Source organism: Variovorax sp. P4_D9, assembly GCF_056401695.1.
The window spans coordinates 1-12,181 of the sequence record NZ_JBFUIU010000222.1; the positions used below are offsets into that span (position 1 = coordinate 1).

The window sequence follows — 12,181 nt, forward strand, 5'->3', positions numbered from 1 at the left end:
AGCACGAGGCTGTCCATCACGCCGTCGTGCGGGCTGACGGCACTGAAGGCGTAGATGTACTTGCGCTCCAGGCGCGCGCCGACGACAGGTCGCATGTGGTGCGGCGCCCAGCAGCGACGCGGCGTGCCCAGCAATCCGAATCGCCCCTCGTCCTGGAACATCAGCCGCACCGCGCGACCCTGTTCAGCCTGGCGCACGACCTCTTGGCGTACCTGGCGGCGGAGTTTTTTCAAAGGCGGCCTGTGCCGCGACGTCCGCCTTGGGATGCCTGGGCCGGGGCACGACCTCGCGCCAGCCGTGACGGTCAAGCAGCCGGTAGATCGTCGACGGCGCTACCGCCTTGCCGAGTTGCTTCTGGTAGGCCTGTTGAATCTTGGCCACCGTCAACATCCCGCCTGCCTGTGCGCGCTCGACGAAGGGTGCCAGCAGCTCCTGCTCCTGTTCGGCGCTCAAATGCTGGTGGTGCCTGCCACCGCGACCTCGAAGATCGAAGATTGCATCACCCTCCTTGGCCCATCGAGAGTGCAGCACATGCACTGTGGCCGTTGACCAACCCAGCAACTGCGCAATCTGTCCGGCCGAGCTGCCCAGTGTGGCCCTGATCAGCACGCTGGATGCGCTGGTACTGCGCATGGCTATCAGCTTGCTTGAGCCGTTCTGCCAAGCGCATCACAGTCGGCTTATCCCCAACGATCAAGCTCTTCATCCACAACTCCTTGAAGTACGTGGGTAGACATCAATATCTAATCTATTGAACGCAAAATGGTATCAGACCACCACCGGCTCGGGCTCCAGCCGGATCCCGAAACGCTCATAAACGCTGGTCTGGATCGCCTTCGCCAGGGTCATTACCTCGCCCCCGGTCACCGGGTTGGCCGATCCGCCGCGGTTGACCAGCACCAGCGCCTGGCGCTCGTAGACGCCGGCGTTGCCCACCGACTTGCCTTTCCAGCCGCAGGCATCGATCAGCCAGCCAGCCGCCAGCTTGATGCTGCCGTCGGCCATCGGGTAGTGAACGATCTTCGGGTCGCGGGCGATGATGTCGGCGCATTGCTCCGGCGTCACGGTCGGATTCTTGAAGAAGCTGCCGGCATTGCCGAGCACCCGCCAGTCGGGCAGCTTGGCCCGGCGGATGGCGCAGATCCAGTCGAAGATTTCCGTCGCGGCGGGCTGGAAATTGCCGGTCTCGTCCATCTTGCGCTCGAGATCGAGGTAGCCCAGCACCGGCTTCCAGGGCTTGGGCAGCCGGAAGCGCACCCGCGTGATGAGCGTCCGGCCCGCCAGCCCGAAATCGTTGCCGCCGCTGGCGGCGTGCTTGAACACCGAGTCGCGGTAGCCGAAGGCGCACTGCGCCGCGTCGAGCGTGAAGGCGCGGCCGGTCTGCAGGTCGATGGCATCGAGCGACTCGAAGCGGTCCTGCAGTTCGACGCCGTAGGCGCCGATGTTCTGCACCGGCGAGCCGCCCACCGTGCCGGGGATCAGCGCCAGGTTCTCGAGGCCCGGAAAGCCCTGGTCGAGCGTCCAGCGCACCGTGTCGTGCCAGACCTCGCCGGCGCCGGCCTCGACGATCCAGGCCCGCGCGGTCTCCTCGACCCGCCGGAGGCCCTTGATCTCGACCTTGAGCACCAGCGGCTTGACGTCGCCGGTCAGCACGATGTTGCTGCCGCCGCCCAGCACGAACTTGGGCGCGTCACGCCATTGCGCGTCGGCCAGCAGCGCCGCGACATCGGCCTCACCCGTAATGCGCACCAGATGCTGGGCGCGCGCGACGATGCCGAAGCTGTTGTGCTGCTGCAGCGGTACGTTGTGCTCCACGATCATGGGAGAATTGTCGCATTCGCACACCGCGCGACACCGTGCGCGGCCCATTCCTTTTTTTTGTTGCTGCCGGAGCCTCTACCTCATGCCGTCCTTCGACACTGTTTGTGAACCCAACTTGCCCGAGGTCAAGAATGCGGTCGAGAACACCGCCAAGGAGATCGGCACGCGCTTCGACTTCAAGGGCACCGCGGCCGCCGTCGAGCTCAAGGACAAGGAGATCACCATGATCGGTGACGCCGAGTTCCAGCTCGTCCAGGTCGAGGACATCCTGCGCGCCAAGCTGACCAAGCGCAGCGTAGACGTCCGCTTCCTCGACAAGGGGGACGTGCAGAAGATCGGCGGCGACAAGGTCAAGCAGGTCATCAAGGTCAAGAGCGGCATCGAGTCCGAGACCGCCAAGAAGATCCAGCGCCTGATCAAGGACAGCAAGCTCAAGGTGCAGGCCGCGATCCAGGGCGATGCGGTGCGCATCACGGGCGCCAAGCGCGACGACCTGCAGGCGGCGATGGCACTGATAAAGAAGGACGTGCCCGACATGCCGCTGACCTTCAACAATTTCAGGGATTGATCGCCCCATGAAGGCGCTCATCCCGCTGCTGCTCGCCGCAGCCTGCAGCTGGGCGCAGGCCCAGTCGGTGACCCTGACCGGCACCATCGGCAGCCGGGCGATCCTGATCGTGAACGGTGGAGCGCCCAAGACGCTGGCGGTCGGAGAGACCTTCCAGGGCGTGAAGCTGGTCTCCCTGCAAGGCGAACAGGCGATGGTCGAGGCCGGCGGCAAGCGGGTCGCGCTGCGCATGGACACGCCGGTGAGCATCGGCGGCGGCGGTGGCTCGGGCGGCGGCGGCACCCGCATCGTGCTGCCGGTGGGCAGCGGCGGCCACTTCATGGCCCAGGGCGCGATCAACGGCCGCGCGGTCAGCTTCATGCTCGACACCGGCGCCACCATGATCGCCATGTCGGCCGCCGATGCCCAGCGCATCGGGCTCGACTTCAGCAAGGGCCAGCCGGTGCGCATGAACACGGCCAACGGCGTCGCCCAGGGCTACCGCCTGCAACTGGCCTCGGTGCGGGTCGGCGATGTCGAGGTCTACGACGTCGATGCCATCGTCTCGCAGCAACCGATGCCCTACATCCTGCTGGGCAACAGCTTCATCAGCCGCTTCTCGATGCGCCGCGACGCCGACCAGATGGTGCTGGAAAAGCGCTTCTGACTCAGGCCACCGCCGCGGTCACGACGATCTCGATCTTGTAGCCCTGCTTGGCCATCGCGGCTTGCACGGTCGCGCGAGGCGGCGTGTTTCCGGCCGGGATCCAGGCGTCCCAGACCTCGTTCATCGCGGCGATGTCCGTGATGTCGGACAGGAAGATCTGCGTCATCAGGATGCGCGACTTGTCGCTGCCGGCCTCGGCCAGCAGGCGGTCGACCATCGCCAGCACCTGCGCGGTCTGGCCCCGGATGTCCTGCGACAGGTCGTCGGGCACCTGGCCCGCGAGGTAGACCGTGCCGTTGTGGACCGCGGTCTCGCTGAGACGCGGACCGACGTGAAAACGCTGGATGGATGCCATGAGTTGTTCCCTTTTTTCCTATTTCTTGGCGCCGAGCCTGGACTCGGTGCCGGCCGCCAGGCGGCGGACGTTCTCGCGGTGGCGCCAGACCAGCAGCAGGCTGATCGACACCAGCACCAGCAGCACCGCGAGGTCGAGCGGCCAGGCGATCCGGCCGCCGATCAGGTAGTAGGCCGGCGCGAAGAAGGCTGCCACGATCGAGGCCAGCGACGAGAAGCGGAAGAAGACCGCGATGACCAGCCAGGTAACGCCGGTCGCCAGGCCCAGCAAGGGCTCGATGCCGACCAGCGCGCCGGCCGCGGTCGCCACGCCCTTGCCGCCCTGGAAGCCGAAGAACACCGGGTAGAGATGGCCCAGGAAGGCCGCCAGCCCGGCCACCGCCGCGGTGCCGGGCCCCAGGTCCCAGGCGGCACCGAACTGGTGGATCAGGAACACCGGCAGCCAGCCCTTGAGCGCGTCGAGCAGCAGCGTCGCCAGCGCGGCGCCCTTGTTGCCCGAGCGCAGCACGTTGGTGGCGCCCGGGTTCTTGCTGCCGTAGCTGCGCGGATCGGCCATGCCGAGGGACTTGCTGACGATCACGGCAAAAGAGAGCGAACCCAGCAGGTAGGACAGGACGATCGCGATCAACGAGGGGAAATAGGAACTCACGGCTTCTCCGGGCGCCTCCGTTCGAGGCAACCGGCTATTCTGCCAGTGCGCACTGCACCGGCTTGGCGCCGAGCAGGCTCAGGCACACCTGGGGGTCGATGCCCACCAGGTAGCCGCGGCGCCCGCCGTTGATCGCAATGCGCGGCAGCTCGAGGATAGTCGACTCGATGTAGACCGGCATCGCGCGCCGCGTGCCGAAGGGCGAGGTGCCGCCGACCAGGTAGCCGCTGTGGCGGTTCGCGACCTCGGGCTTGCAGGGCTCGACCGACTTGGCGCCGATCTGCCGCGCCAGGTTCTTGGTCGACACCGTGCGGTTGCCGTGCATCAGCACGATCAGCGGCTTGGCGTCCTGGTCCTGCATCACCAGCGTCTTGACCACCGTGAAGGGGTCGAGCCCGAGCACCTCGGCGCTGTGCTGGGCGCCGCCGTGCTCGAGGTACTCGTAGGGATGCTCGGTGAAGGCGATGCCGTTCGCCCGCAGCAGCTGGGTGGCGGGGGTTTCGGAGACGTGGGTTTTCTTGGCCAAGTCGGTCAGGCAGCGGGGTCGCGCAGTTCCCAGCGGACCTTGTCAATCTCGGCCAGCAGTTCTGGCTTCAGCGTGGTGCCCCAGGCATCGAGGTCTTCGTTCAGCTGGGCCACCGAGGTCACGCCGATGATCGTGCTCGCCACCTGCCACTTGGTGTAGCAGAAGGCCAGTGCCATCTGCGCCGGCGTGAGCCCGTGCTCGCGGGCCAGCGCGTTGTAGCGGCGCGCCGCCTTCAGCGCATCGGGCCGGCCCCAGCGCTGCTTGCGCACCGATTCGTAGCTCGAGATGCGGGCGCCCTTGGGCGCGTCCGGGCCCTCGGTGCCGCTCTGGTCGTACTTGCCGGTCAGCAGGCCGAAGGCCAGCGGCGAATAGGCCAGCAGCGAGACGCCGAGCCGGTGCATGGTCTCGTCCAGCCCGTTTTCCGCCGCGCGGCTGATCAGGCAGTAGACGTTCTGCACCGTCGCGACGCGCGGCAGGCCGTGCTGCTCGGCCAGCCGCACGAATTCGTGCACGCCGTAGGGCGTCTCGTTCGACAGGCCGATCGCCCGCACCTTGCCGGCCTCGACCAGCTTGCCCAGCGCTTCGAGCTGGTCGTGGATGGGGGTCGTCGAGGTCTCGCGCTTCGGGTCGTAGTAGAGCTGGCCGAAGGCCGGCACGTGGCGCTCGGGCCAGTGGATCTGGTAGAGGTCGATGACGTCGGTCTTGAGCCGCTTGAGGCTGGCCTCGCAGGAGGCGGCGATGTCGGCCGGCGTCATGCCGCTGCCCTCTCGCACCCAGGGCATGCCGCGCGACGGGCCCGCGATCTTGGTCGCCAGCACGATCTTCTGCCGGGCACCCGGGTTCTTCCCGAACCAGTTCCCGATGATGGTCTCGGTGGCGCCGAAGGTTTCCTTGCGCGCCGGCACCGCGTACATCTCGGCGGTGTCGATGAAGTCGACGCCGCGCTCCAGGGAACGATCGAGGATGGCGTGGGCGGTGGGCTCGTCGACCTGCTCGCCGAAGGTCATGGTGCCGAGGCAGATCGGCGTCACGTGAWGGTCGCTCTGACCGAGTTGGATTTTTTGCATGGCCGAAATGCTACCTGCTGCGGCGAAGACCTGTCTTGCAGTCGACTGCGCCGCCCGGCCGGGATCCTTATCATCGGATTCGATGTACCAAGCCCTCCGCCCCTCGCGCAACGAATTCGTTCCCGTCCGCAACCTGAGCTACCACGTGCGCCTGTGGGGCGAACCGTGGACCGCCCRCCCGCCGCTGGTCATGATGCACGGCTGGATGGACGTCGCGGCTTCCTGGCAGTTCGTGGTCGACGCACTGGCGGAGGAACGCTTCGTGGTGGCTGCCGACTGGCGTGGCTTCGGCCTCACGGACGGCGGGCCGGTCGACAACTACTGGATGCCCGACTACCTGGCCGACCTCGACTGGCTGCTGGACCACTACGCCGGCGACACCCCGGTCGACCTGGTCGGCCACAGCATGGGCGGCAACGTGGTCATGCAGTACGCCGGCGTGCGGCCGCAGCGCGTGCGCCGACTGGTCAATCTCGAGGGCTTCGGCATGCCGATCCTGAAACCCGAGCAGGCGCCGCAGCGCTTCGGCAAGTGGATCGACGAAATCAAGCGCCTGCACCGCGGCGAAATGGCGCTGGCTGCCTATCCGGCCGTCGGCGGCGTGGCGCGCCGGCTCATGAAGACCAATCCGCGCCTGTCGCAAGACAAGGCCGACTGGCTGGCAGCCCACTGGTCGGCCGCCCGGCCCGACGCCGAAGGCGGCGAGCGCTGGGAGATCCTCGGCGACCCGGCGCACAAGATCATCAACGCCAACCTGTTCCGGGTCGACGAAATGCTGGCGCTCTATGCGTCCATCACGGCGCCGCTGCTGGCGGYCGAGGCCTCGGACGACAGCCTCGGCCATTGGTGGAAGGGCCGATACACGCTGGACGAGTACCACGAGCGGCTGAAGAAAGTGCCCAACGCGCGCATCGCGCGGGTCGAGGATGCGGGCCATATGCTGCACCACGACCAGCCCGCCGCCGTGGCCAGGCTCATTGAGGACTTCCTGGCCTCCTGAGGGCAATTGGGGCAGCCCTCRCCCTCTCCGGAACCAGGCCATGCCGACCATGAGAAAATACGCGGTTTCCCCGAACACCGTCAGGACACCCCATGGATGCAGAGCAAATTAACCAAATCGGCGCAACTCTCGCGGACCTGAGCGCCCGCACGGTCGATTTACGGAGGTATCTTTGACTACGATGCCAAAGCCGAACGCCTGAGGACGGTCAACGCGTCGCTCGAAGACCCGAACGTCTGGAACGACCCCAAGAAGGCCCAGGAACTGGGCAAGGAAAAGAAGTCGCTCGACGACGTCGTGGTCACGCTCGACCGGCTCACCAGCGGCCTTTCCGACAACACCGAGCTCTTCGAGATGTCGAAGGCGGACGGCGACATGGACGGCCTGCAGGCCATCGCCGATGACGCCGCCAAGCTCGAGGTCGACATCAAGCAGCTCGAGTTCCGCCGGATGTTCAACAACCCGGCCGACCCGCTGAACGCCTTCGTCGACATCCAGGCTGGCGCCGGCGGCACCGAGGCCTGCGACTGGGCCAGCATGCTGTTGCGCCAGTACCTGAAGTACGCCGAGCGCAAGGGCTTCAAGACCCAGATCGAGGACGAGACCCCGGGCGACACCGCGGGCATCAAGGGCGCGACCATCAAGGTCGAGGGCGACTACGCCTTCGGCCTGCTGCGCACCGAGACCGGCGTGCACCGGCTGGTGCGCAAGTCGCCCTTCGACTCCTCGGGCGGCCGCCACACCAGCTTCGCGAGCATCTTCGTCTACCCGGAAATCGACGACTCGATCGAGATCGACATCAATCCTTCGGACGTGCGCACCGACACCTTCCGCGCCAGCGGCGCCGGCGGCCAGCACATCAACAAGACCGACTCGGCGGTGCGGCTCACCCACCTCCCGACCGGCATCGTGGTGCAGTGCCAGGACGGCCGCAGCCAGCACAGCAACCGCGACGTGGCCTGGAAGCGGCTGCGCTCGCGCCTGTACGACCACGAGATGCGCAAGCGCCAGGAAGAGCAGCAGAAGCTCGAAGACAGCAAGACCGACGTCGGCTGGGGCCACCAGATCCGCAGCTACGTGCTGGACAACAGCCGCATCAAGGACCTGCGCACCAACGTCGAGATCTCGGCGACGCAGAAGGTGCTCGACGGCGATCTCGATGCCTTCATCGAGGCGTCCTTGAAGCAAGGCGTTTGATGCAGGCCGCGACCCGCAAGGTGGAAGCCCTGATCTTCGACATGGACGGCACCATGGTCGACTCCATGCCCTGGCACGCCAAGGCATGGATCGAGTACGGCATCCGTCATGGAGTCGAGATCGACATCCCGAAGTTCATGCGGCAGACCACCGGCCGCACGGCCTTCGAATGCGCCTGCGAACTGATGGGACGCGAGGTGACCGAAGCCGAGAGCGCCGAGATCACGCACCATAAAGAATCGATCTACCGGGAACTCTTCGGCGCCCAGTTCCGCGAGGTACGGGGCTTCACCGCCTTCAACCGGGCCGCGGTCGCGCGCGGCCTGAAGGTGGCGGTCGGCACCGCGGGCGACAAGCACAACGTCGCCTTCACGATGTCCAAGCTGCGCCCCGACCCGGCGCCGCTCGCGATCGTCGGCGGCGACGAAGGATTGCCCGGCAAGCCGCAGCCGGCGATCTTCCTCGAGGCCGCGCGCCGCATTGGCGTGGCGCCCTCGCGCTGCATCGTCTTCGAGGATGCGCCCTTCGGCATCGAGGCCGCGCGCCGCGGCGGCATGCTCGCGGTGGCGGTCTGCACCACCCACAGCGCCTCCGAACTCGCGGGGCCCCACGTGATCGCGGCCGTGCGCGACTACGACGAACTGAACAACTCAAACTTCCTGGAGACACTCGATGCTGCTGCGTGATGCCCAAGGCCAACCGATCGCGATCCGTCGCGAGGACTACAGCGCGCCGGCCTACTGGATCGACACGGTTGAGCTGACCTTCGACCTGGACCCGGCCAAGACGCGGGTGCTCAACCGCATGCGGCTGCGCCGCAATCCCGAGGTGGCGCCCGAGCCGCTGCGCCTGGACGGCGACGAGCTGAACCTGGCGCGCGTGCTGGTCGACGGCCAGGGCGCCTCGTTCCGCATGGAAGCCGACCAGCTGGTGATCGACAACCTGCCCGAGGCCTTCGAGCTCGAGATCTTCACCACCTGCTGCCCGATCAAGAACACCAAGCTGATGGGCCTGTTCGTGAGCGAGGACACCTTCTTCACGCAGTGCGAGGCCGAAGGCTTCCGCCGCATCACCTACTTCCTCGACCGCCCCGACGTGATGGCCAGCTACACGGTGACGCTGCGTGCCACCAAGACCGCCTATCCGGTGCTGCTGTCGAACGGCAACCTGGTCGAGCAGGGCGAACTGCCCGAAGGCCGCCACTTCGCCAAGTGGGTCGACCCCTTCCGCAAGCCCAGCTACCTGTTCGCGCTGGTCGCGGGCAAGCTGGTGGCGCGCGAGCAGCAGATCAAGGCCCGTAACGGCCGCGAGCACCTGCTGCAGGTGTACGTGCGCGCCGGCGACCTCGACAAGACCGAGCACGCGATGAACTCGCTGATCAACTCGGTGCTGTGGGACGAGGCCCGCTTCGGCCTGCCGCTGGACCTCGACCGCTTCATGATCGTCGCCACCAGCGACTTCAACATGGGCGCGATGGAGAACAAGGGCCTGAACATCTTCAACACGAAGTACGTTCTGGCCAACCAGGCCACCGCGACCGATGCCGACTACAGCAACATCGAGAGCGTGGTCGGCCACGAATACTTCCATAACTGGAGCGGCGATCGCGTGACCTGCCGCGACTGGTTCCAGCTCTCGCTGAAGGAGGGCCTCACGGTGTTCCGCGACCAGGAGTTCAGTCAGGACCTGTGCGCCGATGCGTCGGCGCGCGCGGTCAAGCGCATCGAGGACGTGCGCGTGCTGCGCACCGCCCAGTTCCCCGAGGATGCGGGCCCGATGGCGCATCCCGTGCGGCCCGACAGCTACATCGAGATCAGCAACTTCTACACCGTCACGATCTACGAGAAGGGTGCCGAGCTGGTGCGCATGATGCAGACGCTGGCCGGCCGCAAGGGCTTCGAGCGCGGCATCACGCTGTACTTCGAGCGCCACGACGGCCATGCTGTGACCTGCGACGACTTCGCCCAGGCCATCGCCGATGCCAACCCCGACAGCGAGCTCGCGCGCCTGCTCCCGCAGTTCAAGCGCTGGTACAGCCAGGCCGGTACGCCGCGCCTGGCGGCCCACGGTGTCTACGACGCGGCATCGCGCAGCTACACACTGAGCTTCGTGCAGAGCTGCCCGCCCACACCGGGCCAGACGACCAAGGAACCCTTCGTGCTCCCGGTCAATCTGGGGCTGCTGAGTGCGGATGGCCGCGAACTGCCGGTGCAGCTCGAAGGCGAGGCCGAGGCCACGCAGGGCACGCGCACCCTGGTGCTGACGCGCGCCGGCGAGCAGTACACCTTTGTCGGTCTCGATGCCGAGCCGGTGCCTTCGATCCTGCGCGGCTTCAGCGCGCCGGTGATCCTCGACTACGACTACAGCCACGCCGAGCTGCTGACGCTGCTGGCCAACGACCCTGATCCGTTCAACCGCTGGGAAGCCGGCCAGCGGCTGGCACTGCGCGCCGCGGTTCGCGCGATCGCCGAACCGGCGATGGCCGGCGCGCAGCCGCTCGATGACGCCTTCGTCGACGCCATGCGCTGCGTGTTGCGCCATCCGCAGCTCGACGCCGCCTTCAAGGAACTGGTGCTCACCCTGCCCTCGGAGACCTACATCGCCGAGCAACTCGAAGTGGTCGACCCGCAGCGCGTGCATGCCGTGCGCGAGGCCATGCGCGGCCAGCTCGCGACCGCGTTGTTCGCCGACTGGGAGCAGGCCTACGAGCAGAACCGCGACACCGGCGCCTACTCGCCCGACCCGGTCTCCTCGGGCCGCCGCGCGCTGGCCGGCATCGCCCTCACCCACCTGGGCCTGGCGGCGCGGGCCTCGGGCGACGTGGTCTGGCCGGGCAAGACGCTGCAGCGCTTCAAGGACGCCGGCAACATGACCGACCGCTTCAACGCGCTCAATGCGCTGGTGTCCTCGGGCCATGCGCTGGCGGCGCAGGCGCTAGCGCGCTTCCACCAGATCTTCAAGGACGAGGCGCTGGTGATCGACAAGTGGTTCTCGCTGCAGGCCGGCGCGCCCGACCGCGGCGGCGACATCCTGCCGCTGGTCAAGCAGCTCATGAAGCACCCGGACTTCTCGATCAAGAACCCGAACCGCGCCCGCAGCGTGATCTTCAGCTATTGCAGCGGCAACCCCGCCGCCCTGCACCGTCCGGATGCGGCCGGCTACGTGTTCTGGAGCGACCGCGTGATCGAGCTCGACGCCATCAACCCGCAGGTCGCGGCCCGGCTGGCGCGTGCGCTCGACCGCTGGAGCAAGCTGGCCGAACCCTATCGCAGTGCCGCCCGCGAAGCCATCGCCCGCGTGGCCGCGCGGCCCGACCTGAGCAAGGACACGCTCGAAGTCGTCAGCCGCGCGCTGTCGATCTGAACCCACAAGAACCCGAACTACATGGCCCAACAAAAGATTTCCCTCACCCGCTACCTGGTCGAGCAGCAACGCGCCGACGGCCTGATCCCCGGCCAACTGCGCCTGCTGCTCGAAGTGGTGGCGCGCGCCTGCAAGAGCATCAGCCAGGCGGTCAACAAGGGCGCGCTCGGTGGCGTGCTCGGGACCGCCGAGAGCGAGAACGTGCAGGGCGAGATCCAGAAGAAGCTCGACATCATCGCCAACGAGGTGCTGATCGAGGCCAACGAATGGGGTGGCCACCTGGCCGCCATGGCGAGCGAGGAGATGGACAGCATCTACGTGGTGCCCAACCGCTACCCGCAGGGCGAGTACTTGCTGCTGTTCGATCCCCTCGACGGCTCGAGCAACATCGACGTCAACGTCAGCATCGGCACCATCTTCAGCGTGCTCAAGAAGCCCGAAGACACGCCCGGCGTGCAGGAAGGCGACTTCCTGCAGGCGGGCAGCAAGCAGGTGGCGGCGGGCTACTGCATCTACGGCCCGCAGACCACGCTGGTGCTGACCGTCGGCGCCGGCGTCGCGATGTTCACGCTGGACCGCGAGCAGGGTTCCTTCATGCTGACGCAGGAGGACATCCAGATCCCGGCCGACACCAAGGAATTCGCGGTCAACATGAGCAACATGCGGCACTGGGATGCGCCGGTGAAGCGCTACATCGACGAATGCCTGGCCGGGAAAGAAGGCCCGCGCGGCAAGGACTTCAACATGCGCTGGATTGCCAGCATGGTGGCCGACGTGCACCGCATTCTGATGCGCGGCGGCGTCTTCCTGTACCCCTGGGACAAGCGCGAGCCCRAGAAGGCCGGCAAGCTGCGCCTGATGTACGAGGCCAACCCAATGAGCTGGCTGGTCGAGCAGGCCGGCGGCGCCTCGACCAACGGCCGCCAACGCATCATGGATCTGCAGCCGACCAAGCTGCATGAGCGCGTGGCTGTTGTGCTGGGGTCGAAA

13 protein-coding genes are annotated in these 12,181 nt (G+C 66.9%); 7 read left to right on the forward strand and 6 right to left on the reverse strand.

The features are described from left to right. Window positions 1–183: 183 nt before the first annotated feature. Window positions 184–633 carry a winged helix-turn-helix domain-containing protein gene (locus AC1DY5_RS23025; RefSeq protein WP_478115089.1) on the reverse strand — a complete coding sequence of 150 codons (450 nt, stop codon included), beginning with the start codon at window positions 631–633 and terminating at the stop codon, window positions 184–186. Window positions 634–768: 135 nt separating this feature from the next. Then, on the reverse strand, window positions 769–1,821 hold the full coding sequence (gene murB, locus AC1DY5_RS23030) for a UDP-N-acetylmuramate dehydrogenase (protein ID WP_478115091.1): 1,053 nt from the start codon (window positions 1,819–1,821) through the stop codon (window positions 769–771). An 82-nt stretch (window positions 1,822–1,903) separates the two neighbouring features. On the opposite strand from murB, the gene AC1DY5_RS23035 reads away from it, so the two are divergent. Both AC1DY5_RS23035 and AC1DY5_RS23040 read left to right on the forward strand, forming a co-directional pair. Then, a complete protein-coding gene (locus AC1DY5_RS23035; protein WP_478115093.1) occupies window positions 1,904–2,389 on the forward strand; it encodes a YajQ family cyclic di-GMP-binding protein in 486 nt (161 codons plus the stop codon). Window positions 2,390–2,396: 7 nt separating this feature from the next. Next, window positions 2,397–3,035, forward strand: a complete 639-nt coding sequence (locus tag AC1DY5_RS23040) for a retropepsin-like aspartic protease family protein (RefSeq protein WP_478115095.1) — start codon at window positions 2,397–2,399, stop codon at window positions 3,033–3,035. Window position 3,036: 1 nt separating this feature from the next. Here the strand turns inward: AC1DY5_RS23040 and AC1DY5_RS23045 are convergent, their stop codons facing one another. From AC1DY5_RS23045 to AC1DY5_RS23060, 4 genes are read right to left on the reverse strand one after another with little or no spacing between them, the layout of a single operon-like run. After that, window positions 3,037–3,390 carry a RidA family protein gene (locus AC1DY5_RS23045; protein WP_478115097.1) on the reverse strand — a complete coding sequence of 118 codons (354 nt, stop codon included), beginning with the start codon at window positions 3,388–3,390 and terminating at the stop codon, window positions 3,037–3,039. A gap of 18 nt (window positions 3,391–3,408) precedes the next feature. Further along, a complete protein-coding gene (gene plsY, locus AC1DY5_RS23050; RefSeq protein ID WP_478115099.1) occupies window positions 3,409–4,038 on the reverse strand; it encodes a glycerol-3-phosphate 1-O-acyltransferase PlsY in 630 nt (209 codons plus the stop codon). A 34-nt stretch (window positions 4,039–4,072) separates the two neighbouring features. Beyond that, complete coding sequence (locus AC1DY5_RS23055) at window positions 4,073–4,564, reverse strand: aminoacyl-tRNA deacylase (protein ID WP_478115101.1); 492 nt, start codon at window positions 4,562–4,564, stop codon at window positions 4,073–4,075. Between the two features lie 5 nt (window positions 4,565–4,569). Next, window positions 4,570–5,631, reverse strand: a complete 1,062-nt coding sequence (locus tag AC1DY5_RS23060; RefSeq protein ID WP_478115103.1) for an aldo/keto reductase — start codon at window positions 5,629–5,631, stop codon at window positions 4,570–4,572. Between the two features lie 82 nt (window positions 5,632–5,713). Here AC1DY5_RS23060 and AC1DY5_RS23065 point away from each other — a divergent pair, with 82 nt between their 5' ends. From AC1DY5_RS23065 to AC1DY5_RS23085, 5 genes are all read left to right on the forward strand, one after another. Then, window positions 5,714–6,631 (forward strand): alpha/beta fold hydrolase, encoded by a 918-nt coding sequence (locus AC1DY5_RS23065; RefSeq protein ID WP_478115105.1) that lies wholly within the window; start codon window positions 5,714–5,716, stop codon window positions 6,629–6,631. 92 nt (window positions 6,632–6,723) lie between these two features. Continuing rightward, a protein-coding gene (gene prfB / locus AC1DY5_RS23070) for a peptide chain release factor 2 (protein WP_478115107.1) occupies window positions 6,724–7,828 on the forward strand; the annotation gives its coding sequence in 2 pieces (ribosomal slippage) (window positions 6,724–6,804 and window positions 6,806–7,828; 1,104 coding nt in all). Continuing rightward, the gene (locus AC1DY5_RS23075) at window positions 7,828–8,514 is read left to right on the forward strand and encodes an HAD family hydrolase (RefSeq protein ID WP_478115109.1); all 687 of its coding nucleotides are present in this window, start codon (window positions 7,828–7,830) and stop codon (window positions 8,512–8,514) included. The genes prfB and AC1DY5_RS23075 overlap by 1 nt, the downstream gene beginning before the upstream one ends. Then, the gene (gene pepN, locus AC1DY5_RS23080) at window positions 8,501–11,191 is read left to right on the forward strand and encodes an aminopeptidase N (RefSeq protein ID WP_478115111.1); all 2,691 of its coding nucleotides are present in this window, start codon (window positions 8,501–8,503) and stop codon (window positions 11,189–11,191) included. Before AC1DY5_RS23075 ends, pepN begins: the two co-directional genes overlap by 14 nt. Before the next feature lie 21 nt (window positions 11,192–11,212). After that, window positions 11,213–12,181 (forward strand): class 1 fructose-bisphosphatase (locus AC1DY5_RS23085; protein WP_478115113.1); only part of this gene is annotated, 969 nt, incomplete at its 3' end.